21 protein-coding genes and 3 tRNA genes are annotated in these 22,765 nt (G+C 56.8%); 5 read left to right on the forward strand and 19 right to left on the reverse strand.

The window, feature by feature from the left end:
• Positions 1–29: 29 nt before the first annotated feature.
• Both BLU07_RS10940 and BLU07_RS10945 read right to left on the reverse strand, forming a co-directional pair.
• On the reverse strand, positions 30–857 hold the full coding sequence (locus BLU07_RS10940) for a CheR family methyltransferase (protein ID WP_092386856.1): 828 nt from the start codon (positions 855–857) through the stop codon (positions 30–32).
• Positions 858–902: 45 nt separating this feature from the next.
• Positions 903–1,844, reverse strand: coding sequence for a chemotaxis protein CheV (locus BLU07_RS10945; protein ID WP_092386861.1), 942 nt, complete (start codon positions 1,842–1,844; stop codon positions 903–905).
• Positions 1,845–1,949: 105 nt separating this feature from the next.
• Between BLU07_RS10945 and flgA the strand changes: the two genes are divergently transcribed.
• The 4 genes from flgA to BLU07_RS10965 all read left to right on the forward strand — a co-directional run bounded on the left by flgA (position 1,950) and on the right by BLU07_RS10965 (position 4,476).
• Complete coding sequence (flgA, locus tag BLU07_RS10950) at positions 1,950–2,663, forward strand: flagellar basal body P-ring formation chaperone FlgA (RefSeq protein WP_092386862.1); 714 nt, start codon at positions 1,950–1,952, stop codon at positions 2,661–2,663.
• Positions 2,664–2,829: 166 nt separating this feature from the next.
• The gene (flgM, locus tag BLU07_RS10955; RefSeq protein WP_092386863.1) at positions 2,830–3,153 is read left to right on the forward strand and encodes a flagellar biosynthesis anti-sigma factor FlgM; all 324 of its coding nucleotides are present in this window, start codon (positions 2,830–2,832) and stop codon (positions 3,151–3,153) included.
• 42 nt (positions 3,154–3,195) lie between these two features.
• Positions 3,196–3,654 (forward strand): flagella synthesis protein FlgN, encoded by a 459-nt coding sequence (locus BLU07_RS10960; protein WP_092386864.1) that lies wholly within the window; start codon positions 3,196–3,198, stop codon positions 3,652–3,654.
• Positions 3,655–3,726: 72 nt separating this feature from the next.
• Entirely contained in the window at positions 3,727–4,476 is a 750-nt protein-coding gene (locus BLU07_RS10965; protein WP_157719186.1) for a flagellar brake protein, read from the forward strand.
• A gap of 8 nt (positions 4,477–4,484) precedes the next feature.
• Here the strand turns inward: BLU07_RS10965 and BLU07_RS10970 are convergent, their stop codons facing one another.
• Both BLU07_RS10970 and BLU07_RS10975 read right to left on the reverse strand, forming a co-directional pair.
• Positions 4,485–5,810 carry an MFS transporter gene (locus BLU07_RS10970; RefSeq protein WP_092386872.1) on the reverse strand — a complete coding sequence of 442 codons (1,326 nt, stop codon included), beginning with the start codon at positions 5,808–5,810 and terminating at the stop codon, positions 4,485–4,487.
• A 130-nt stretch (positions 5,811–5,940) separates the two neighbouring features.
• Positions 5,941–6,019: transfer RNA gene (locus BLU07_RS10975), tRNA-Arg, on the reverse strand.
• A 334-nt stretch (positions 6,020–6,353) separates the two neighbouring features.
• Here BLU07_RS10975 and BLU07_RS10980 point away from each other — a divergent pair.
• The gene (locus BLU07_RS10980; protein ID WP_092386873.1) at positions 6,354–6,671 is read left to right on the forward strand and encodes an Arc family DNA-binding protein; all 318 of its coding nucleotides are present in this window, start codon (positions 6,354–6,356) and stop codon (positions 6,669–6,671) included.
• A gap of 163 nt (positions 6,672–6,834) precedes the next feature.
• Here the strand turns inward: BLU07_RS10980 and BLU07_RS10985 are convergent, their stop codons facing one another.
• The 15 genes from BLU07_RS10985 to BLU07_RS11055 form a co-directional block, all read right to left on the reverse strand.
• A complete protein-coding gene (locus BLU07_RS10985) occupies positions 6,835–7,971 on the reverse strand; it encodes a sodium ion-translocating decarboxylase subunit beta (protein ID WP_092386874.1) in 1,137 nt (378 codons plus the stop codon).
• Positions 7,972–7,982: 11 nt separating this feature from the next.
• Positions 7,983–9,770: a sodium-extruding oxaloacetate decarboxylase subunit alpha gene (gene oadA / locus BLU07_RS10990; protein ID WP_092386875.1), complete on the reverse strand. Its 1,788-nt coding sequence runs from the start codon at positions 9,768–9,770 to the stop codon at positions 7,983–7,985.
• A 47-nt stretch (positions 9,771–9,817) separates the two neighbouring features.
• A complete protein-coding gene (locus BLU07_RS10995) occupies positions 9,818–10,078 on the reverse strand; it encodes an OadG family protein (protein ID WP_092386876.1) in 261 nt (86 codons plus the stop codon).
• 210 nt (positions 10,079–10,288) lie between these two features.
• Positions 10,289–11,716: a magnesium transporter gene (mgtE, locus tag BLU07_RS11000; RefSeq protein ID WP_092386877.1), complete on the reverse strand. Its 1,428-nt coding sequence runs from the start codon at positions 11,714–11,716 to the stop codon at positions 10,289–10,291.
• 143 nt (positions 11,717–11,859) lie between these two features.
• A tRNA-Arg gene (locus BLU07_RS11005) sits at positions 11,860–11,936 on the reverse strand.
• A gap of 98 nt (positions 11,937–12,034) precedes the next feature.
• Positions 12,035–12,125: transfer RNA gene (locus tag BLU07_RS11010), tRNA-Ser, on the reverse strand.
• Between the two features lie 61 nt (positions 12,126–12,186).
• On the reverse strand, positions 12,187–12,372 hold the full coding sequence (gene csrA / locus BLU07_RS11015) for a carbon storage regulator CsrA (RefSeq protein WP_092386879.1): 186 nt from the start codon (positions 12,370–12,372) through the stop codon (positions 12,187–12,189).
• Between the two features lie 223 nt (positions 12,373–12,595).
• Positions 12,596–13,834: an aspartate kinase gene (locus tag BLU07_RS11020; RefSeq protein ID WP_092386881.1), complete on the reverse strand. Its 1,239-nt coding sequence runs from the start codon at positions 13,832–13,834 to the stop codon at positions 12,596–12,598.
• 67 nt (positions 13,835–13,901) lie between these two features.
• Positions 13,902–16,523: an alanine--tRNA ligase gene (alaS, locus tag BLU07_RS11025; RefSeq protein WP_092386887.1), complete on the reverse strand. Its 2,622-nt coding sequence runs from the start codon at positions 16,521–16,523 to the stop codon at positions 13,902–13,904.
• A gap of 174 nt (positions 16,524–16,697) precedes the next feature.
• Positions 16,698–17,756: an arginine N-succinyltransferase gene (astA, locus tag BLU07_RS11030; RefSeq protein WP_092386889.1), complete on the reverse strand. Its 1,059-nt coding sequence runs from the start codon at positions 17,754–17,756 to the stop codon at positions 16,698–16,700.
• Between the two features lies 1 nt (position 17,757).
• Entirely contained in the window at positions 17,758–18,774 is a 1,017-nt protein-coding gene (locus BLU07_RS11035; protein ID WP_092389784.1) for an arginine N-succinyltransferase, read from the reverse strand.
• Positions 18,775–18,787: 13 nt separating this feature from the next.
• Entirely contained in the window at positions 18,788–20,002 is a 1,215-nt protein-coding gene (locus BLU07_RS11040) for an aspartate aminotransferase family protein (protein WP_092386891.1), read from the reverse strand.
• Between the two features lie 38 nt (positions 20,003–20,040).
• Positions 20,041–21,021, reverse strand: coding sequence for a GlxA family transcriptional regulator (locus BLU07_RS11045; RefSeq protein WP_092386893.1), 981 nt, complete (start codon positions 21,019–21,021; stop codon positions 20,041–20,043).
• Between the two features lie 116 nt (positions 21,022–21,137).
• Positions 21,138–21,953 carry an SDR family oxidoreductase gene (locus BLU07_RS11050; protein ID WP_092386895.1) on the reverse strand — a complete coding sequence of 272 codons (816 nt, stop codon included), beginning with the start codon at positions 21,951–21,953 and terminating at the stop codon, positions 21,138–21,140.
• Positions 21,954–22,092: 139 nt separating this feature from the next.
• Entirely contained in the window at positions 22,093–22,716 is a 624-nt protein-coding gene (locus tag BLU07_RS11055) for a tRNA-uridine aminocarboxypropyltransferase (RefSeq protein ID WP_092386897.1), read from the reverse strand.
• Positions 22,717–22,765: the final 49 nt, after the last annotated feature.

A 22,765-nucleotide genomic window follows, 5' to 3' on the forward strand; every position in this document is an offset into this window, starting at 1 on the left:
AAGGAAGGGCCGGACAAGCACTGAGCGGACTATTTTGCCTGGTAAACGATACCCGGGCTGCACTGCACCATCTGGTACAGTTCCGGCAAGCCGTTCAAGGCTTCCGAGGCCCCAAGCATCAGATAGCCGCCGGGTTTAAGAGTAGCGTGAATGCGGCGCAGGATGTCTTTTTTGACCTCAGCCGAAAAATAGATCAATACGTTGCGACAAAAAACGATATCGAACTTGCCGAGCATGGCGTAGCTATCGAGCAGATTGAGGGCGCGGAATTCGACCCGGCTTCGAATCGGCTGCTTCACCACCCAGCGCCCCGGCCCAAGTGGCTCAAAATAACGGGTAAGGCGTTCTGCGGCCAGACCACGGGCCACTGACAAGCTGTCATACTCGGCACTTTTGGCCGCCGTCAAAATGCTGCCGGACAAATCCGTTGCAACAATCTGCGCGCCTGCACGCAACTGCCCGAGGTTGCTGCGCTCGAACTCATCAATCGACATGCTCAGGGAATAGGGCTCCTGGCCCGACGAGCAGGCCGCCGACCAGATGCGCAATCGCTGATGGGGGTTGGCCTTGATAAATTCGGGGATCAGTTTTTTCTTCAACACTTCAAATGGGTATACGTCACGAAACCACAAGGTTTCATTGGTGGTCATGGCGTCTACTACAGCTTCTTTGAGGCCGGCACGGGGCTGGGCCTGAATCCGCCGCACCAGCTCGCCCAAACTGCTGATCTTTTCAGCCTCGAGCAGGCGATTCAGCCGGCTGGCAACCAGGTACTGTTTGTTGTCTCCCAGCACGATGCCGCAGGTCTTTTCCAGAAACTCGCGAAAAACCTGAAAATCCTGATTTGCTGAACTCACGCAGCCTTCCTGTTATGCCTGTCGCTTGAAATCACGGGTAGCGGCCTATTCTGCCACATCACCACGTAAAGCATGCAATCGATCAATGACCCGGTTGGCCAGCTCATCAGGCCTGAATTTGGCCAGAAAGTCATTTGCACCAACCTTTTTTACCATTGCCTGGTTGAACACCCCGGACAGAGAGGTATGCAGCATGATGTGCAGCCCACTCAAGCGAGGATCGTTGCGTACTTCGGCGGTCAGGGTATAGCCGTCCATTTCCGGCATTTCAATGTCGGAAACCATCAGCAACAACTCCTTGGTTACATCTTCGCCCCGTTCAGCCATATCCTTGAGGTAGTTCAGCGCCTGCTTGCCGTCGTTCAAGGCAATCACCTCGACACCGACCTCCTCCAGGCAGCGGGTGACCTGCTTGCGTGCAATCAGGGAGTCATCCACCACCAATACACGCCGGGAAACGGCCTCGGCCTGGGTTTGCTCATCGATGATCCCTGCAGTAATACCCTCTTCCATCGGTACGACTTCAGCGAGGATTTTTTCCACATCAATGATTTCGACCATCTGATCATCCACGCGGGTCACAGCAGTCAGGTAATGCTCACGACCAGTACCCCGGGGCGGCGGATGAATCTCCGACCAGTTCATATTCACGATGCGCTCTACCGAACGCACCAGAAAACCCTGAACCCGGTAGTTGTACTCGGTGATAATCACGAAAGCCGTGCTGATATCCTCCAGCCCCGGGCCACCCGTGGCACGATTGAGGTCGATAATCGGCAGGGTGCCGCCGCGAATGTGGGCAACACCGCGCACAACGGGGTTTAGCCTGGGAAGAATGGTCAGCTTGGGGCACTGCAAAACTTCCTTGACCTTGAACACATTGATTCCGTAGAGCTGCTTTCCAGCCAGACGGAACAACAATAATTCAAGGCGATTCTGACCAACCAGCTGGGTACGCTGGTTGACTGAATCCATCACGCCAGCCATAAGCCACTCCTTATTGCCATCCGGGTCAGGCACGCTAATTGCTTGATACACTGGCAACGACGTTTCATTGACATGCACAACCCCTTAGTCATCAAGGTTTATTGTATGCGTTTTCTCAACATCTGCGCGGCTTTGGCGATATTTTTTTCCGCCAATGCAACAGCCAACCCGCTGATAGAACAGCTTATCGGCGCGACTACGGCTTTTCTTGAGAAAGAAATCGAGCAGCATCTCGATCAAAGTAGCCGTGATGCCCGGCACAGCATCAGCGTCAATCGTCTGGATTCGCGATTGCGCCTGACCCCATGTCCCGAAAACAGCCTCAGGGCAACACTGGAAAGCCCTGCAGTTCCTGTTGGTCGGGTAACGGTGCGTCTTGCCTGCGAAAGCGAGCACGTACGTTGGCGCCTGTTTGTCCCGGCCGAGGTCAATCTTTATCAGCCGGTAGTCGTAGTGACCCGTGCACTGGGCCGACACGACGCCATCAATGCTGAAGATCTGACCTTGCTCGAGCGGGATGTCGGTCAACTCAATGGCGGCTACCTCACCGAACTGGACCAGGCCATTGGCATGCGCACCCGACGTTCAATGCGTGAAGACACTGTACTGAACCCAAACCATCTGGAGCTGGACGAGATCGTCAAGCGAGGTGACCGGGTAATCATCAGCGCAGCCAATAGCCAGATATCGGTACGTATGCCTGGTGAAGCCCTGGAGGGCGGCGTGATCGACAGTCAGATTCGGGTACGCAACAGTCGCTCGGGACGAACCGTGACGGCCAGGATTACCGCCCCGGGCCAGGTCGAAGTAGCACTGTGAAGGCCCCACTGCATTGCGTTATACTAGCCTCGTTGTCATCTGGATTCACAGCCCTGCAGGGCCAACTGACAACAAGGCAAAAAAACTTTGCATCCAGGGCTAAAGTTTTTGCCGCACTGGCCGTTATAGATGTCAGTAAAGTATTTAATTCTTGAGGACGGATAGAATGGTCATTGACTTCAACGCGCCCAATAGCGCCAACAACAGCGGCCGCAGCAGCCAGGCTGGTGCGGCGAACGGCAAGCGCGACGCCGGCATGGATAACGCCAGCACTGACAGCCGCAGCCCGCAAACGGCCAGCCCCGCTGCCGATACTGCGGTCAACCTGAGCTCTCAGGCTCAGCAGCTTCAGGTAATTGAAGATCGACTGAAGCAAATGCCGGAAGTTGACAGTCAGCGCGTGGCTGAATTGCGTGATGCGATTGCCAATGGCAGCTACCAGATTGACAGTGGTCGTATTGCTGACAAATTGCTCGCCAGCGAGGGCTGAACCGGAGCCAGCGCCACACGGGATTGATCACGGAGAACCGACATGCAGCAATTGGCAGCATTACTTGAAACAGCCAACCATGACTGCATTGCTTTTCTCGAGCTGCTGGACGCAGAGCAACAGGCGCTGATTGAAAGCAATATGCCCGCCCTTGAGCAATTGCTTGAGCACAAGGCTCCCCTGATCAAGCGCCTCAACCAGCACGACGTGCAGATCAATGAGTGGCTGACTGCGCAACAGATCGCAACAGGCGACCTCAGCGCGTATCTGGCCACTCATGCAGATTCCGAGCTGCAGCAGTCGTATCAGGACTTCCTCGGCAATCTCACGCAATGCCAGCAGGCCAGCAACCGCAATGCCCAGTTGGTGGCGCACAACCAGCACAGCACGCGCCACCTGCTCGATCTGCTGCGCAATCAGGGTGAAAGCACGCAAAATGTTTATGATCGTCAGGGCCTGACCCGTGGTCCAGGCGGCCACCGCACCATCAGCAAGGCCTGATGATTCCGTAGTCAAAAAGCCAGCATAGTGTGTATAGTTACGCCACTGCCGAACAACAACCGGGATTACTCAGTGACGAGTCTTTTTGCGCAATCAACCGGCCCGCAGCCGCCACGCAACATTCGTTCATCCATTGAAATCTGCGCTTTGCTGAAAACCCTGCAGCACTCCCGTACCCCCCTGACCGTCCACTTTGCTGACCGCAATGCCACCTTCCAGAGCTTCATTGTTGATATGGACAGCAAACGCCATCTGGTATGGATCGACGAAATGATTCCCCAGGCCGGTGATCGCTACATGGGTCAGGGCGAACCTTGTCGGCTGGAAGCCTGGCAAGAAGGCGCCCATTTACGCTGGGAGGGCGCCGATGCCGTCCGCGAAATGCTGGATGATGCGCCCGCATTCCGCATGGATATTCCCGATTTGCTGGTATACCACCAGAAGCGCGGCGCTTTTCGCGCCCCCATCCGCAGGAGCCTTGAAGTAGGCATCGGGTTGAGACACAGCAAATTGAATACTGCCCCACGTGGGTATCTGATGGATATCTCCGCGACCGGCTGCAAGGCCCGCGTGGAAGGAAATCAGGTCAACAGCCTGCCCACCGGCGAGATATTCGATCTCAGCCATATCACCTTGCCTGACAATGGACGCACCTCGGTAGCCGTGGAAGTTCGCCACCGACAGTATTTTTCTGACACCGACGAAACCCATGTCGGCTTGATGTTCCGCGACACAAGCCCCGCCCTGCAGCGCCAGATTGACCGTTTCGTCAATTTTCTGCAACGAGAAGCCCGGCGACTGGAACGCGACGACCTGTTCTGACCTGCACTTTAACCAGGCCGATGCTCTGCCTGATCGGCATCGCGTTCAGAGACAGCCACGGCGTAGGCTTCCGACTCATCGATCATTTGCTCGACAACCATCTGTTCATCCACCCGCGGATCAAGTGCAGCCCCCAGGGGTGAGCTGGCCAGGTTGCCCGCAGAAGGCATGAAGTTCAACGGCGCCTCTTGCACCAGATGCTCGCCCGTGACGATTTCCGGACGCACCCTGACCACAAGAACAAAGCTGCACAACCCGATAAATACATAGAGCCAATGCGCGCCAAGCAACTTCATCACCACTGACCCCAGCAAGGGACCAATACTGGCACCAACCCCGAAGGTCACCAACAGCATGGCCGCCAGAGGTACGCGATCTTCCTGTTCGACATGGTCATTGGCCAGGGCAACGGCCAGGGGATACAGGGTGAACAACAACAAACCGAATCCCGCAGTGAGCACCAGTAACCAAAAGCCGGGCGCAGCAACCAGCGCAATCAGCATGGCAACACCCGTCAACACGATGCCGTTGATCTGAATCATCCGGCTGCGATCAAAACGGTCGGATAGCCAGCCGACTGGCCATTGCGCTATCAATCCGGCACCAATGGTCACCGCCATGAACACACCGATATCAGACGTATCCAGACCGACATTACTGGCAAAGACCGGCGACATGCCATAGAAAGCCCCCATCGCCAGCCCCGACACCAGTACCGTGGTCAAGGCCAGCGGAATCCGCTCAAAGAAAACCCGCACCTTCATTGGAGCCGGATGCAGTGGTGCCGGATGCAAACGGCTGGTTACCGCCACCGGAATCAGACAGAGCGAATAACACATGGCGACCAGAATCAGGTGCTCGACCGCCAACTCCGGCATCAATGTCAGCACTACCTGACCCAATACCAACCCAAGGAAAGTCACTACCATATAGCCGGCGAATACGCTGCCACGTTGATGTGATTCAGCCTGCTCGTTCAACCAGCTTTCCAGCACCATGTATTGACACATCATGGCCATGCCAGCGATAACCCGCAATACCAGCCAGATTTCCACCTTACCCGTCAGCGCGTGCCCCAGCACCGATGCGGTTACCAGGCCGGCACTGGCTACAAAAGCCCGGATATGCCCGACCTTGGCGATCAGGCGATGCCCTACCGACGCGCCGAAAACCAGGCCAACGTAGTACCCCGTCATCAATAGACCAATCCATATCTCGCTGACTCCTTCGCCGGCCAGACGCAAACCCAGGTAGGTACCCAGCAGACCGCTGCCCAGCAGCATCAGCAAGGTCGCGAAATACAACGACGAAAAGGCAGTAAAGGCAGATGGCATTCCGACTCCAGACATTACAGGCAGGATCACACAGCAACAGACTGCCATGCAGTGTAGAAGATAGCTCTTCACGAACCGCATAAAAGCTATCGTGGCACAGGTATATTGCAACAGCCAGATGGATGAATAATGGCGCGCGAGCCCGGATTCGAACCGGGGACCTACCGCTTAGGAGGCGGTTGCTCTATCCAGCTGAGCTACAAGCGCGCAGACTAACGGCGAAGCCGTAAATCGACGCGAATAGTAACCGACACACAAGAGTCAGGCAAACCGACTGAAGTGGTTCGATAGCGTAACAATGGCAAAATGACGCATTTTTGGCGACATTTTATCGACACATGCCTGCAAACCGTCTATAAATAATGCTACGATATCTCTGGTTATGCCGATGCGAGTTCAGCCTGCCGCCGGGCGGCGACGAACGCGCATGGAACCATTGACGAAATGGTGTATCTTAAGGATGAGTGAAGGCATTTTGCAGCCATTGCACGGCATCTGTGGGATACCGTCCCCAACCATCAAATTGAGCGACTTGTTGCGATTATGAAAACAGCTACCCAAACCTATACCAGCCGCACGGCGGACAAGTTTGTCGTTCGCCTGCCCCACGGCATGCGCGATCGCATAGCTGATGTTGCCAAGCAGCACCACCGCAGCATGAATTCCGAGATCATCGCCCGCCTTGAGCACAGCCTCGATGATCTGCCCAGTCTGCCAGAAGGTCCTACGCGACATAGCCTGAATGCGCTCTCGGCAGACAGCCTGAGCGGGCATGAGCAGGAATTGCTGACCCGGTTTCGCGATATGAGCCGCCGCCAGCAAAACGCACTGCTGGCACTGCTGATGAGCGAAAGCGCCTGAGTTCAGCACGACGGCCTCGCTGCAGCCCTGGTTTGACGACTGAAAAGCCGCTCAATTGAGCGGCTTTTTTAGTGCGCCCTGGCCAGTCCAGTAGTGACTGGCGCTGCGAAATGCACAAAAAAGCCGCCCCAAGGGGCGGCTTTTTGATCGCACTGAAAAGGCCTCAGCCAACAAAGTTGAGCAGGATACCTGCCGCAACTGCCGAACCGATCACCCCGGCCACATTGGGGCCCATGGCATGCATCAGCAGGAAGTTATGCGGATTGGCTTCCAGGCCGACCTTGTTGGATACGCGTGCAGCCATAGGCACAGCGGAAACACCAGCAGAACCAATCAACGGGTTGATCGGCTGCTTACTGAACAGGTTCATCAGCTTGGCCATCAGCAAACCCGCAGCAGTACCGCCACAGAAGGCCACCATACCCAGCACCATAATACCCAGCGTACTCAGGAGCAGGAAATATTCTGCTTGCAGCTTGGAGCCAACCGCCAGCCCCAGACCAATAGTCACAATATTGATCAACGCATTACGCGAGGTATCAGCCAATCGCTCGACGACACCGCACTCTCGCATCAAGTTGCCGAAGCAAAGCATGCCCACCAACGGCGCCGCAGAAGGCAGCAACAAGGCTACCAGCATCATCAGCACCAGCGGGAACATGATCTTTTCCAGCTTGCTGACTGGACGCAGCTGAGTCATCTTGATTGCCCGCTCTTTCTCGGTAGTCAGTGCGCGCATGAGTGGCGGCTGCAAAAGCGGAACCAGCGCCATGTAGCCATAAGCGGCTACAGCAATAGGACCGAGCAAGTGTGGCGCCAATTGCGAGGTTACAAAAATCGAGGTCGGACCATCTGCCCCGCCGATAATCGCAATCGAGGCAGCCTCCTTGAGCGTAAACTCAAACCCCGGAATACCCCATGCAGTCAACGCCAGGGCACCCAGCAAGGTACCAAAGATACCAAATTGCGCCGCTGCCCCCAGCAACAAGGTGCGTGGGTTGGCCAACATGGGGCCAAAGTCGGTCATGGCGCCTACGCCCATGAAAATCAACAGCGGAAATACCGTGGTCGGCAAGCCTACCTGGTAGATCAGATAGAGCAGACCACCGCTGTCGGCAATCCCGGCAACCGGCAAGTTAGCCAGGATCCCGCCAAAACCGATCGGTATCAACAGCAAGGGCTCAAAGCCCTTGCGGATGGCCAGATAAATCAGACCCAGGCACACGGCAATCATGATTACCTGACCCAACTGCATGTGATACAGCCCGGTCGTCTGCCACAACTGAAGCAGCTTATCCATGAACAGTCCCCTTAGCCTATGGTCAACAAGGTATCGCCAACGGTAACGGCATCACCGACCTTGACGTTGACACTAACGACCGTGCCGGCTTTGACTGCACACACATCGGTTTCCATTTTCATTGCTTCAAGAATCATCACCACCTGCCCCTCTTCGATACTGTCGCCTTCCTTGACCAGTACCTTGAAGATATTGCCGGCCAGCGGTGCTGGCTGCTCTTCGGCATCGCCGGCCGGGACCGCAGCAGACGCACTAGCCCCGCCCTCTGAAGCCGCCGCACCCACAGGCTTGATGCCGGTTATATCACCGCCGTCAGCCACCTGGACAACAAAATCTTTGCCATTGACGGTAACGGTATAGACTTCCTGCTTGCCGGGTTGAGCGGCTGCAACCATTTCCTGACCGGTCGGCACCGGTTCGAAGGCATCCGGGTTGCCGCGATTTTCCAGGAATTTCAAGCCAATTTGCGGGAACAGTGCATAGGTCAGTACATCATCCACTTCTGCCTCGGCCAGCTTGAAACCTTTTTCCTTGGCCAGATCTTTCAGCTCGGCGGTAAGCTTGTCCATTTCATTATCAAGCAAATCTGCCGGACGGCAGGTAATCGCTTCGGCGCCATCCAGAACGCGATCCTGCAATTCCTTGTTGAATGCCGCCGGTGCCGCGCCGTATTCCCCTTTGAGAATACCGGCCGTCTCCTTGGTGATGGACTTGTAACGCTCACCCGTCAGCACATTGATCACCGCCTGGGTGCCTACAATCTGCGAGGTTGGCGTTACCAGCGGAATAAAGCCGAGGTCTTCACGAACACGAGGAATTTCCGACAAGACTTCATCAAACTTGTCGCTGGCGCCCTGTTCGCGCAACTGATTTTCCATATTGGTCAGCATGCCGCCCGGGACCTGCGCAACCAGAATGCGCGAATCAACCCCTTTGAGGTTGCCTTCGAACTTGGCATATTTCTTTCGCACTTCACGGAAGTAAGCAGCAACTTCTTCCAGCAATTCCAGGTTGAGCCCGGTATCTCGATCGGTGTTCTGGAAAATCGCTACTACAGACTCGGTCGGTGAGTGGCCATAAGTCATCGACATCGAAGAAATAGCGCTATCGACATTATCGATACCCGCCTCAGCAGCCTTGAGAATGGTCGCAGTAGACAAGCCGGCAGTCGCGTGGCACTGCATATGCACCGGGATACTCAGTGCCTGCTTGAGACGTGACACCAGATCGAAGCCGGTGTATGGCGTGAGAATGCCCGCCATGTCCTTGATCGCGATCGAGTCTGCACCCTGATCTTCAATCTGTTTGGCCAGATCCACCCACATCTCGATGGTATGCACCGGACTGGTAGTGTAGGAGATCGTGCCCTGGGCATGCTTGCCCTGTTTTTTGACTGCCTTGAGCGCAGTTTCCAGATTGCGCGGATCGTTCATGGCATCGAAAACACGGAAAACATCGACACCGTTTGCCGCCGCACGCTCAACGAAAGTATCGACCACATCATCTGCATAGTGCCGATAGCCCAGCAGGTTTTGCCCACGCAGCAGCATCTGCTGTCGGGTATTGGGCATGGCTTTCTTCAGCTCGCGAATACGCTCCCAGGGATCTTCACCCAGGTAGCGGATACAGGCGTCGAAGGTAGCACCGCCCCAGGACTCAACTGACCAGAAACCCACCTGGTCCAGCTTGCCGGCAATCGGCAGCATGTCATCCAGGCGCATTCGGGTTGCCAGAATGGATTGGTGGGCGTCGCGCAAGATGACATCAGTAATACCCAAGGGTTTTTTGCTATCGGTCATAATGTTATGGCCTTTCTGATTGTAATGTTAAAGCGATAAAGTGGGTGTCAGGAACCGCGACGGGCACGGTGCTGGCGAATCGCCGCTCTGATGACAGAGATGGTCTGCTCATCAACGTCGCCCGCCCCTGCCTTCGGTTTGGCCGCGGACCTGCCGGCGGGCACTGCAACCGGTTCCGGGAAATAACGCCCGAGGACTTTTGACATCAGCGTAACAATGACTACCAACATAATGAGAAAGACAAACACCGAACCCATGCCCAACAGCATCAGTTCAACGCCTTCCTCCATTAATTCGGACGAATTCATCTGACCTCCAAAACAATAAGGCGCACTAATGCGCACATCCTGATGTTATCACCAGTACAAATTCAGCTAAAGCGGCGCACGGCTACCCTGCGATTATGCACAGTAATTTACAAATCGCGTTAATGTAGCTTGCCGTCACACTTTTGGCAACGAATCAGAATGCCCGACAGGCTCCCGGCAAAAACCAGACTGCATTGCCAACCAAATGATTTACAAAAGAAAAATAGTTGCCAGACCCAGGAAAATGAAAAACCCGCCACTGTCGGTAATGCTGGTAATCATAACACTCGAACCCAGAGCCGGGTCGCGCCCGAAACGCACGCGCAGCAACGGGATGCACACCCCCATCATCGCGGCCAACAGCATGTTCAACACCATGGCAGACATCAGCACAATCGACAAAGGCGCATTGCCATAGAGCAGATAGGCAATCAGCGACAGCACAAATCCCCAGAACAGACCGTTGACCAGAGCTACCCCGATTTCTTTTTTCAGCAAGCGCTTGCCATGGGCAACCTGCACCTGTCCGGTCGCAATACCGCGCACGATCATGGTAATGGTCTGGTTGCCGGAATTCCCGCCGATACCCGCCACAATAGGCATCAGGGCCGCCAGCGCGACCAGTTGCTCAATGGAGCCTTCGAACAAACCGATGACCCGTGACGCGACAAGCGCTGTACACAAATTGATCGCCAGCCAGGCCCAACGGTTACGGACCGACTTCCATACCGAGGAAAAGATATCCTCCTCTTCGCGCAAACCCGCTGCGCTGAGCACTTCAGCCTCGCTTTGCTCACGAATGTAATCGACCACCGCATCAATGGTCAGGCGGCCGAACAGGCGCCCATCATCATCCACAACCGGGGCAGAGATCAGATCGTAGCGCTCAAACGCCTGGGTGGCCTCATCAGCATCATCGCTGGCCCGAAACAGGACCGGATCATCCGACATCACCTCGGCGACGGTCATTTCCGGTGAGCTGACGAGTAATTTGCGGATCGGCAAGACGCCCTTGAGCACGCCGTCGGCATCAATCACGAACAGCTTGTCGTTATGGTCAGGCAGCGAATCAAAGCGACGCAGGTAGCGGCTGACCACCTCCAGCGTGACATCATCCCGAATGGTGATCATGTCGAAGTCCATCAGCGCCCCGACCTCATCCTCGGCAAAGGACAAGGCTGACTTCAAGCGTTCGCGCTCATTGACATCCAGCGTATCCATGAGCTCGCGGACAACATCGCGCGGCAAATCAGGCGCCAGATCAGCCAACTCATCAGCGTCGAGATTGTTGGCTGCCGCCAGGATCTCGTGGCTATCCATATCGGCGATCAGCATTTCACGGACCGCATCGGACACTTCCAGCAGAATATCGCCATCACGCTCGGAACGAACCAGCTGCCAGGCCAACAACCGCTCTTCCAGCGGCATGGACTCCAGAATCACCGCCACATCGGCCGGATGCAATTCATCCAGCCGCTGCTGCAACTCGCGACTCACTTCCTCGCGCAGAACGTCAGCAACCTGATCGACATCTTCCTGCTCGGCCGATTCCGCCGCATGCAGTTGCCGCACCAATGCCAATACCTGATCAAGACGATCCTGCAAGCTTTCGGGCGACTTTCTCTGCATTTCCGGCATGGACGGGTTTCCTGACATCTGAACAAACGGCAATGGCTCTAGCTTAGCAGTTGGCGCAGCGCAATGCTGCTGCAAGTCCATGACAATCCAGCAAAACACGGACGAAAAAAAACCCACTGACGAGGCAGTGGGTTTTTTCAATATGGCGCACTCGGGAGGATTCGAACCTCCGACCGCTCGGTTCGTAGCCGAGTACTCTATCCAGCTGAGCTACGAGTGCGTTGTGGGTGCGCATTATAGGGCTTTTAAAACCCCTGTCAAACATTATATTTCGTTAAGAATCAAAAACTAACGTTTGACAAACTAATGAGCAAAAAGTGGCGGAGAGGGCGGGATTCGAACCCGCGATACGCTATTAACGTATACTCCCTTAGCAGGGGAGCGCCTTCAGCCACTCGGCCACCTCTCCGTAACACGCGAAGAATACTACCTACGCGCACGCCCTAATGCAATGGAAAATTCCATAAAAATTAGCTATTTGGTTCGTCATCCTTCTCTTTCTGGATGCGCTGGTAGATTTCCTCACGGTGCACTGCCACTTCCTTCGGGGCATTGACCCCAATTCGTACCTGATTACCCTTGACGCCAAGGACAGTCACTGTCACCTCATCACCTACCATCAGGGTCTCACCAACCCGACGTGTCAATATAAGCATTCCATTTCTCCTTGCTCTTGATCAGGACATAGCACTCTGCAAAAAACCGGCTCCTTGCCTACCAAGCCTGTCAGAGACATCAGTATAGACAGCTCAGATGGGCTTGCATGCCATCTTCGCCGCAGAATATTTCTGTGCTCGGCAGCATGCTGGCAGACGGGCACGGCGGCCAGAAACCGTGCCCTTGCGGACGAGCACATTGCACCCGCCCAAACAAACGGGTTTACAGGCGATCCTCGGTAGCATCGCCATCCAGCTCAAAGGCACTGTGCAGCGACCGCACCGCGAGCTCTAGATACTTCTCGTCAATCACGACTGAAATTTTGATCTCGGACGTTGAAATCATCTGGATATTGATACCCTCATCCGACAACGCCTGGAACATCTTGCTGGCGACGCCAGCATGTGAACGCATACCCACCCCGACAATAGACACCTTGACGATCTTGCTGTCACCGCCAACCTCACGGGCACCTATCTGCGCAGCGACCTGGTTGAGAATGTCCTGGGTCTTGCGCACATCGTTTCGATGCACGGTAAAGGTGAAGTCAGTGGTGTTATCGTGGGATACGTTTTGTACGATCATATCCACTTCAATGTTGGCCGCACTGACCGGGCCAAGAATCTTGAACGCGACACCGGGGGTGTCCGGCACACCGCGAATGGTCAGCTTGGCTTCATCGCGATTGAAAGCAATGCCGGAGATGACAGGTTGTTCCATTGCAGCACCATCCTCAAGGGTAATCAGGGTCCCGGGACCCTCTTTGAAACTGTGCAATACGCGCAGCGGTACGTTGTATTTACCGGCAAACTCGACAGCCCGGATCTGTAACACCTTGGACCCGAGGCTGGCCATTTCCAGCATTTCTTCAAAAGTGATCTTGTCCAGCCGGCGGGCATTCTCGACCACCCGTGGGTCGGTGGTATAGACACCATCTACATCGGTATAGATCTGACACTCATCCGCTTTCAACGCAGCGGCCAGGGCAACCCCCGTGGTATCCGAACCACCCCGCCCCAAGGTCGTGATATTGCCCTGCTCATCCACGCCCTGGAAGCCGGCAACGATGACGACACGCCCGGCAGACAGGTCAGCCCGCATGCGCGCATCGTCAATGTGCTGGATGCGGGCCTTGGTATGTGCGCTGTCGGTCAGAATACGCACCTGGCTACCGGTGTAGGACACCGCGTCGACGCCACGCTCTTTCAGTGCCATCGCCAACAGGGCAATGGTTACCTGCTCGCCAGTGGAGACGATGACGTCCATTTCCCGCGGATCCGGCTCGGCCTGAATAGCTTTGGCCAGATCAATCAAGCGGTTGGTTTCACCGCTCATGGCAGACACCACCACCACCAGGTCATCACCCCGGGCACGGAAGTCTTTCACTTTCTCGGCAACCTGGCAGATGCGTTCAACACTGCCGACCGAGGTACCGCCAAACTTCTGGACAATTAGCGCCATTTTGTTGAACCAACTCCCTGCTCGGACATCTGCTTTCGACTATTGATCAACCCGCATCGCGGGCATCCTATTGCGCAGCCAGCCACTCGGCGGCCTTGTTCAATGCAACATCCAGCGCAGCGACATCAGTACCGCCACCCTGCGCCATATCCGGTCGACCACCGCCCTTGCCACTCACCTCACCCGCTGTAAAGCGGATCAGATCGCCGGCTTTGACGTTGCCGGCCAAATCCTTGGTCACACCAGCCACCAGGACTACCTTGCCATCAAGCTCACCGCCCAGCAGAACTACCGCCGAACCCAGCTTGTTTTTCAGCTGATCAATCAGTGCCAGCAGAGCCTTGCCGTCCAGGCCATCAACACGCTTGATCAGGGCATTGAATTGGCCGATCGGCTTCGCTTCAGCAGCCATATCACTGCCCGCTGCGCTGGCTGCTTTGGCTTTCAGTTGCTCAACATCTTTCTCCAGTTGACGACTGCGCTCAACCAGCCCCGACAATTTGTCCAGCAAGGTGTCTCGCGAGCCCTTGACCAACTGCGCCGCCTGGCGCAACTGCTCTTCGGTCTGGTTAAGATAATCCAGTGCGCCCTGGCCGGTGACGGCTTCGATCCGCCGAACACCGGCAGCAATGCCGCCTTCGCTGACAATCTTGAACAAACCGATATCGCCTGTACGACTGACATGCGTGCCGCCACATAGTTCGACGGAAAAGCCGTCACCCATGGTCAGCACGCGTACCGAACTGCCATATTTCTCACCAAACAGAGCCATGGCCCCTTTGCGCTTGGCGGTCTCGATATCGGTAATCTCGATGTCTACCGCCGAGTTCAGTCGTACCTGCTGGTTGACCCGTTGCTCCAGTGCACGCAATTGCTCGGCGGTAATGGCTTCAAAATGACTGAAATCGAAGCGCAGACGCTGGCTGTCAACCAGCGAGCCTTTCTGAGTCACATGCTCACCGAGGATTTCACGCAGAGCTGCGTGCAGCAGGTGGGTGGCGGAGTGGTTCAGCTTGGTTGCCTGGCGTACGCCGGCATCGACGACGGCTTTAATATCCGCACCGACACTCAGGCTGCCCTGGGCTACCACGCCATGATGCAGATGGGCGCCGCCAGCCTTGGTGGTATCACGGACATCAAAGCGCACACCGGCACTTTCCAGGTAGCCATTGTCACCGACCTGCCCACCGGATTCGGCATAGAAGGGCGTGCGATCCAGCACCACAACCCCGGACTCGCCATCCGCAAGCACGTCAACCGCCTCACCCTCGCGAAACAGGGCGATGATCCTGCCGCTGCCTGCGGTCTGTTCGTAACCCTCAAAGCGGGTCTCGGCATCCACTTTAACCAGACTGTTGTAATCCAGACCGAACTGGCTGGCTGAACGGGCACGCTCGCGCTGCGCCTGCATGGCCGTTTCGAAACCGGCCTCATCCAGCGTCAAACCTCGCTCGCGGGCAATATCACCGGTCAGGTCCATGGGAAAACCGAACGTATCATAGAGCTTGAACACCAGCTCTCCGGGGATTTCCTTGCCCTGCAGGCCAGCCAGATCCTGCTCGAGAATCTTCAGACCCTGCTCCAGGGTCTTGGCGAACTGTTCTTCCTCGGATTTCAGTACCCGTTCGATATGCGCCTGCTGGCTTTTCAGCTCCGGGAAAGCCGCTCCCATTTCAGCCACCAGCGCGGCGACGATACGGTGGAAGAACAAACCACTGGCGCCCAGCTTGTTGCCATGGCGACAGGCGCGGCGAATGATCCGGCGCAGCACATAACCGCGGCCTTCATTCGACGGCAACACACCATCGGCTATCAGGAAGCTGCAGGAGCGAATATGGTCAGCGACTACTTTCAGTGACGCCGCGTCGTCATTGGCACAGCCGATTGCCTCGGCGGCAGCCGCCAGCAAATTCTGGAAGAGGTCGATTTCGTAGTTAGCATGCACGCCCTGCATCACCGCACTGATACGCTCCAGGCCCATGCCGGTATCCACACTGGGCGCCGGCAGCGGATTCATCTCACCAGCGGCACTGCGGTTGAACTGCATGAAAACGATATTCCAGATCTCGATATAGCGGTCACCGTCTTCTTCCGGGCTGCCCGGTGGGCCACCCCAGATATCCGCACCATGATCGTAGAAAATTTCCGTACAGGGTCCACAGGGACCGGTATCACCCATCGCCCAGAAATTATCCGAGGCGTAGGGCGCACCCTTGTTGTCACCGATGCGCACCATGCGCTCAGCCGGCACCCCGATTTCCTTTGTCCAGATATCATAGGCCTCGTCATCCGAGGCATAGACAGTCACCCAGAGTTTCTCGGGGTTCAACCCCATCCAGTCCTTGCTGGTCAGGAAGGTCCAGGCAAAGTTGATCGCATCGCGCTTGAAGTAGTCGCCGAAACTGAAATTGCCCAGCATTTCAAAGAACGTATGATGGCGCGCGGTATAGCCCACATTTTCCAGGTCATTGTGCTTGCCCCCGGCGCGTACACATTTCTGACTGCTGGCGGCCCGCGTGTAATCACGCTGTTCAAGGCCGAGGAAACAGTCCTTGAACTGATTCATGCCGGCATTGGTGAACAGCAGGGTCGGGTCGTCGGCCGGAATCAACGAACTGGAGGCGACACGACTGTGCCCCTGCTGCTCGAAGAAACGGAGGAAGGCTTCACGGATTTCAGCGCTTTTCATAACTCCCCTACCACAAATAGTTGAACCTGCCCGAAAATCGGGCAAAGGCTGGCATTATATAGACATTGCAGCGTGGGATGCACCAGCCCACGGCCTGAATCTCTCTATCAATCTGATAGACAGATCAAGATAGCAGGTGAACGAATAGCTTGAGGACCAACCCCCAGGGCTGGCTTATGTCACTGGCCAGGCTGAATCATCCTGGTATGGATCGGCAGCAACGTCAGGTGCGAGTGGAACGGCGCGTACCGGCATTCCCGCGCGCAAACGCAAACGCTGGGCGGTTTCCTTGGCCACGATCAAAGTGCCGGTGGCGACCCGACCAGCAGCAACGGTCATTCGACAGTCAGCCCGGCCACGGTTGTGAATCAGATAATCCTGCGCTTGCTCGCCGGGCGTACCGATCGCCAACAGCAAGACCTTGCTGTCACGAATCGAACGTATTTGCTGAATCGGCGCCTCTACCGTGGCACCGCCATCGAAGATATCGATGTAACCCTGATAGCTGAACCCCTCCTCCTGCAACATGGCCAGGCCAGGGGCCGATTGCGGGTGAACTTCCCCAATCGCGGCACGGGCCGCGTCACTGAGAAAACAGGCATACAAGGGGAACTTGGGCATCATCTCGGCAATAAAGGCCTTGCTGCCAATGCCGGTCAGATAATCGGCTCGGGCAAACTCCATCTTGAAGAAGTGCCGACCCAGACTGTCCCAGAAAGGCGACCCCCCTTGCGCATCACTCAATCCGCGTATTTCACAAATCGCCCGTGGTGCAAAATCTGCGGCAAACTCGGCCATGAACAGCAAACGGGATTTGGATAACAGCCGACCCGTTCGTGCTGTCCGATGTGGCGGTGGCAAGAACAACGAACAGAGAGCGGTACTCCCGGTCAGGTCATTGACCAGAAACAGTGTGGGATGCTGACGGTAGACCTGCATCTCACTGCTGGCTGAAACCGTCAAACCCATACGATAGCTGTACCAGGGTTCACGCAGACCAGCGGCAGCCAGCAAGGCACTGGTGCCCAGCACCTGACCCGAATCATCTTCCAGCAGGAACAGGTAATCCGCCTCAGCCGCCTCAACCTCACCGGCAAAGCTGCGCGCCACGCGCTGAAGCCGTTCGGCCAAATGCTCTTTATTGGCCGGTAAACTGGTCAGCCCCGCGCCAGCCCGTTCGGCAAATGCCAACAGACCTTGCAGATCACCCGGTATTGCAGCACGCACCAGCATGTCAGCTCACCTCCAACAGACGCAGGGCATCACCAGTGCGCACCTTGAGCAGTTCAGCCTGCTCGGCGCTGAGGGTCAACATCTGCCCTGGTTGCCAGTCCACGGTCAACACGCTGGCACGATAATCTGCCACCCGCTGATTACTTACCAGCCAGCACTGCCGACCCGGCACTACCTCGGCGACCACATCGGCACAGGCAACCTGACTTCCGGAAATTCCACGCAGGCTGTTGCCACGGGCATGCAGCACCGGGCCACCGTCAAAAATATCCACGTAGTTGTCGGTCTCGAAGCCCTGCTCCAGCAGCAGCTCGAATACTGGTTCGGAGACCGGGTTAACCTGACCTATGGCTTCTTGCGCGGCATCCGACAGCATGGGCACATAGATCGGATAACCCGGCATCAACTCGGCCAGAAAGCTGCGGCCACGCGTCAGGCCAATCTGCTCGGCTTCACTGTAACTGACAGCAAAGAAGTGCCGCCCAACGGCATCCCAGAAAGGGGCATTCTGGCCATCACTGATACCGGCAATCTCGACCGCAACAGATTCAGCGAAACGATCGGGGTGACTGGCCATAAAAGCCAGTCGCCCCAAGGCATTGAGCGCCAGCACTGACGCATTCTGGTTCGGCAGTTGATACAAGCCGGACAACAGGCTGTGGCCCGTCAGATCATGGCACAGAGACAACACATGGATGCGGTTGTGCAGCCCCAGCTCGCGCGAGGCATGCAAAAACACTTCATTCCGAAAGGTATAGAAAGGCTGACTGAAACCGGCGGCGGCGACGATGCTGCTGCAGCCGACCAGCTCGCCACTGTCGCTATCCTCCAGCACGAAAAAATAGCGCTCTTCACCACTGAAGGTTACCCCCTCAAGCATAGCCGCTTCCGAGGCCTCGATCAGTTCAGCCAGGCGCTGCTCTGCAGCGGGCACGGCTGCGGTGCCCGCTTTGGTGGCAGTGACCAGGCGCTGGATGCGCCCCATATCCTGACGACGGCAGAGTCGTTGCAGCAGCATCGGCAAATCTGCCTTATCCGACCAGCTCAGCGAGCGCTTGATCCAGCCGCGCCAGCGCTTCACTGATATCCGCTTGCGGAATCACCAGGCTCGGTGCAATTCGCATCACGTTGGGCCCCGCCTGCAGCACCAGCAAGCCATGACGCTCGGCAGTCGCCTGGATATCCTTGGCGCGCCCCTGCCAGGCCTCGCTCAATACCGCGCCGAGGAGCAACCCTTTGCCACGCACACTGGTAAATACCCCGTAACGGGTGGCCAGCGCCATTAGCCCTTCACGCAACTGTTGTTCGCGTTCGGCAACACCGGCCAGCACTTCCGGCGTGTTGACAATATCCAGCACCCGCTCGGCGACCGCACAACCCAGAGGATTGCCGCCGTAAGTGCTGCCATGGGTGCCCACTTCCAGATGACTGGCCACTGTCTCCGTTGCCAGCATGGCAGCAATCGGGAAACCACCGCCGAGACTTTTGGCCGTGGTCAGAATATCCGGCACCACATTGCCATGCATATAGGCGTAAAGCTTGCCAGTCCGACCCATACCGCTTTGCACCTCATCGAACACCAGCAGCGCCTGATGGGCATCGCACAGCTCCCGCGCCGCCTGTAAATAGGCCGGATCGGCCGGAATCACCCCGCCTTCCCCCTGGATGGGTTCGATAACCACGGCACAGGTGCGGGAAGAGACGGCAGCGCGCAAGGCGTCAACATCGTTGTACGGCACATGGGTGATGCCCTGCAGCGCCGGACCAAAGCCCTGGGAATACTTCGGCTGCCCGCCGACGCTGACGGTAAACAGCGTGCGGCCATGAAAACTGTTGGTGCAGGCAATGATCTCGTGCTTGTCTGCCCCATGCGTGTTGTGCGCCCAGCGCCGAGCCAGCTTGAACGCCGCTTCATTGGCCTCGGCGCCGGAGTTGGCAAAAAACACCTTGTCGGCAAAGGTCGCTGCCGCGAGTTTGTGGGCCAGACGCAGGGCCGGCTCGTTGGTCAGAATATTCGACACGTGCCAGAGCAGGCCTGCCTGGGCAGTCAACGCCTCGACCAGTTGCGGGTGGGCATGCCCCAGCGCATTGACCGCAATACCGCCCGCCAGGTCAACATACTCGCGCCCCTGCTGATCCCACAGTCGCGAGCCCTCACCGCGCACGGGAATCATCTGTACCGGCGCGTAGTTGGGCATCATGACCCGGTCATAGTCCGACCGGCCGACCTGTATTGACTGCGACATTGCCAAGCTCTCCTGTAGCCACCTGAAGTGGATGTTGATTAAACAGTAGCATCCTGCTGTTGCGCGCGCCGCCGGTTGCGGTCTTCACGCGGTGTAATACCAAAACAATTGCGATAGGCACTGGAAAAATGCGGACCTGAAGAAAATCCGCATGACAGGCCAATCTGGATGATGGACTTGCTGGTCTGCAGCAACATCTGACGCGCCCGGTTAAGGCGCATTTCCAGATAATACTGCGAGGGTACGCTATCCAGATACTGACGAAAAATGCGCTCCAGCTGCCGACGCGACACACACACATGATTGGCAATGTCATCCGTGGTCAGCGGTTCTTCAATATTGGCTTCCATCAGGATGACCGCCTGGGTCAGCTTCGGGTGACTGCTGCCCAATCGATTGCGCAAGGGCACACGCTGCTTTTCGGTCGCGTCCCGGGTGCGTTCCAGGGTCAAATCTTCAGCCACCAGGGCAGCCAGATCCTGTCCCTGCTGCTCAGCCAGATGTTTGAGGAATAGATCCACGGTGGCCTGCAGGCCACTGCTGGTCAAGCGTTTGCGATCTTCCACGAACAGCTGGCTGGTCGCTTCTACCGCTGGAAAACGCTCACGAAACTCATCCAGCATCCGCCAATGCACGGCGCAACGGCAGCCATCCAGCAGCCCCGTCATCGCCAGTGGAAACACGCCCGCCTCAATCGCTCCCAACTCGACACCCTCCTGCAACCGCAGCCGCAGCAAGGGGGCCAGCCAACCCGGCACCTGTGCCGGCAATTGGTCGGCATCCGCCACCAACCACAGGGACGACAATCCCTGCGTTTGCTCACGCACGGGATTGGCGGGCCAATGCAGCCCTTCCGGGGTTACGATGGGGTGTTCATCCAGAGTCAGGCAGGTAGCCTTGTAGCACTCTCTCTCGGCCAGACGGTTGGCTGAGCGCAGGGCTGCAAGCGCAGGCATCAGCACCGTCGGAGAAGCCCCCGGCCAGAGCAGAAAACCGACGTGCCGCAGTTCAGACGCCATGCACCGCACCTTTACATGCTACCGCCCAGCCTGTCATGCCAACGTCCAACCCGTTCAATCATCAAGCTGAACATTGTGCCACAAGCCGCAGCTGGCAAAACAGCTCAATTGTGAACTCAGGCGCGGCTCAGACCGAGTTTCTTTTCCGCCAGACGGGTCATTTCAGCATAGATGGCATCCGGCTGGGCTTGCTTCATGGCCCAGGCTTCACGACCTTTTTCGTGCGGCAGTATCATGAACTGTCCATCCGCTGACTCACGCACGATTGTGGCTGCCACCTCGGCCGCACTGATTGGCGAGTTTTCCAGCAGTTTGGCGATATCCGACTTGTCCTGCGAACTGGGGCCGCGATAGGAGTCGAGCAGATTGGTCTGAAAGAATGACGGGCAAACCACGCTGACGCCAACGCCGACAGGCTGCAATTCGCACAACAGGGATTCCGACAGGGCGACAACGCCGGCCTTGGCGACATTGTAATTGCTCATGCCCGGCGCCTGCATCAGGGCCGCCATGGAAGCGATATTGATTATGTGGCCACTTTTCTGTTCCAGAAACATGGGCATGAATGCCTTGCACCCCTTGACCACACCCATCAGGTTGATACTGATCTGCCAATCCCAGTCTTCCAGCGACAAGTCCCAGAACATGCCCCCGGACGCCACACCGGCATTATTGATCAGCACATCCAGGCCACCAAACTGTTCTTCACAGGTTTGCGCCAGAGCGGCCAACTGGCTGTAATCACGCACATCACAGCGCTGAACAACGCCCTGCGCCCCTTTGGCCCTGACCAGGGCCAGGGTTTCTCTGGCACCCGCCTCGTTAATGTCGGCCAAGGCCAGTTGGGCGCCGGGCTGGGCGTAACACAACGCCAGCTCACGTCCCAGACCACTTCCCGCACCCGTAATGACTACCCGTTGAGCTTGCTGCATTGTGACCCCTGCCTGCTTATGCTGGTTAATTGATACTTTTTGTTTTTGTGTCTTTATCAATTGACTCTCAGAGTCTAGCGGCATGCTTGCGTCCTGCGCAGTAAATCCCGTCGTTATAAGTCTGGCGAATAGGCCGCACTCACGGCTTGCCCGGTTTGCCCGCCCCACGATGTGCAAAATGCGCCTGGTAGGTCAGGGTCCCCATGGCCGCAATCTGACCATCAATGAGACGCTCGAAAGGGCGCAGCAAGGGAGTGAAGTCAATCGCCGGTTCAAGAATGCCGAGCGCCCTTACGCCAGCTTCCAGGGTCGACAGCGCCTCCGCACCGGGGGACTTGCGCAAGCGGTATCGACTCGGCGGCCCGGCAGGCAGTGCCACCTGCGGCAACGGGTGCAATACCGGATTCAGGTAGTACAGTTTGCGCGCCTTGCGCCAGGTACCATCCAGCAGCACAAGCCGGCGCGGCCGCCCGTCGCTGGTCGACGCCAACTCGCCAGCGTCAGGGCCGGGGAAAAGCAGCTCCGTCCGGTAGTCTGCATCCTGCAGCCAGGCCATCCAGTCATCTGGCACGTGCTCTGCCACCAGCAAGTGGGCAGTGTCCAACCCCAGACAGAGCAGGCGCGCGGTATTCAACGCGTGATGCTGCTCGCTGGGATGCTGCAATACCAACAACTCGGTGGCAGAGTGCAAGTCTGGTATGTCTGCGCACAGACAATGGCTTTGCGGGCGTAAACAGCGCGTACAACAAGGTCTTTTGGTCATGCCGCCATGCTAATCGATCACCTGGGGTTGGCCACAGATAAAAAAAAGC

This window comes from Halopseudomonas salegens, assembly GCF_900105655.1.
Classification (GTDB): domain Bacteria; phylum Pseudomonadota; class Gammaproteobacteria; order Pseudomonadales; family Pseudomonadaceae; genus Halopseudomonas; species Halopseudomonas salegens.

What these genes read in the sequence shown, in the direction of transcription:
- BLU07_RS10945 (WP_092386861.1), bottom strand. Translation starts at nt 1,844, where the DNA reads ATGGCTGGCGTGATGGATTCAGTCAACCAGCGTACCCAGCTGGTTGGT.
- flgA (WP_092386862.1), top strand. Translation starts at nt 1,950, where the DNA reads ATGCGTTTTCTCAACATCTGCGCGGCTTTGGCGATATTTTTTTCCGCC.
- flgM (WP_092386863.1), top strand. Translation starts at nt 2,830, where the DNA reads ATGGTCATTGACTTCAACGCGCCCAATAGCGCCAACAACAGCGGCCGC.
- BLU07_RS10960 (WP_092386864.1), top strand. Translation starts at nt 3,196, where the DNA reads ATGCAGCAATTGGCAGCATTACTTGAAACAGCCAACCATGACTGCATT.
- BLU07_RS10970 (WP_092386872.1), bottom strand. Translation starts at nt 5,810, where the DNA reads ATGCCATCTGCCTTTACTGCCTTTTCGTCGTTGTATTTCGCGACCTTG.
- BLU07_RS10980 (WP_092386873.1), top strand. Translation starts at nt 6,354, where the DNA reads ATGAAAACAGCTACCCAAACCTATACCAGCCGCACGGCGGACAAGTTT.
- BLU07_RS10985 (WP_092386874.1), bottom strand. Translation starts at nt 7,971, where the DNA reads ATGGATAAGCTGCTTCAGTTGTGGCAGACGACCGGGCTGTATCACATG.
- oadA (WP_092386875.1), bottom strand. Translation starts at nt 9,770, where the DNA reads ATGACCGATAGCAAAAAACCCTTGGGTATTACTGATGTCATCTTGCGC.
- BLU07_RS10995 (WP_092386876.1), bottom strand. Translation starts at nt 10,078, where the DNA reads ATGAATTCGTCCGAATTAATGGAGGAAGGCGTTGAACTGATGCTGTTG.
- mgtE (WP_092386877.1), bottom strand. Translation starts at nt 11,716, where the DNA reads ATGCCGGAAATGCAGAGAAAGTCGCCCGAAAGCTTGCAGGATCGTCTT.
- csrA (WP_092386879.1), bottom strand. Translation starts at nt 12,372, where the DNA reads ATGCTTATATTGACACGTCGGGTTGGTGAGACCCTGATGGTAGGTGAT.
- BLU07_RS11020 (WP_092386881.1), bottom strand. Translation starts at nt 13,834, where the DNA reads ATGGCGCTAATTGTCCAGAAGTTTGGCGGTACCTCGGTCGGCAGTGTT.
- alaS (WP_092386887.1), bottom strand. Translation starts at nt 16,523, where the DNA reads ATGAAAAGCGCTGAAATCCGTGAAGCCTTCCTCCGTTTCTTCGAGCAG.
- astA (WP_092386889.1), bottom strand. Translation starts at nt 17,756, where the DNA reads ATGCTGGTGCGTGCTGCAATACCGGGTGATCTGCAAGGTCTGTTGGCA.
- BLU07_RS11035 (WP_092389784.1), bottom strand. Translation starts at nt 18,774, where the DNA reads ATGCTGCTGCAACGACTCTGCCGTCGTCAGGATATGGGGCGCATCCAG.
- BLU07_RS11040 (WP_092386891.1), bottom strand. Translation starts at nt 20,002, where the DNA reads ATGTCGCAGTCAATACAGGTCGGCCGGTCGGACTATGACCGGGTCATG.
- BLU07_RS11045 (WP_092386893.1), bottom strand. Translation starts at nt 21,021, where the DNA reads ATGGCGTCTGAACTGCGGCACGTCGGTTTTCTGCTCTGGCCGGGGGCT.
- BLU07_RS11050 (WP_092386895.1), bottom strand. Translation starts at nt 21,953, where the DNA reads ATGCAGCAAGCTCAACGGGTAGTCATTACGGGTGCGGGAAGTGGTCTG.
- BLU07_RS11055 (WP_092386897.1), bottom strand. Translation starts at nt 22,716, where the DNA reads ATGACCAAAAGACCTTGTTGTACGCGCTGTTTACGCCCGCAAAGCCAT.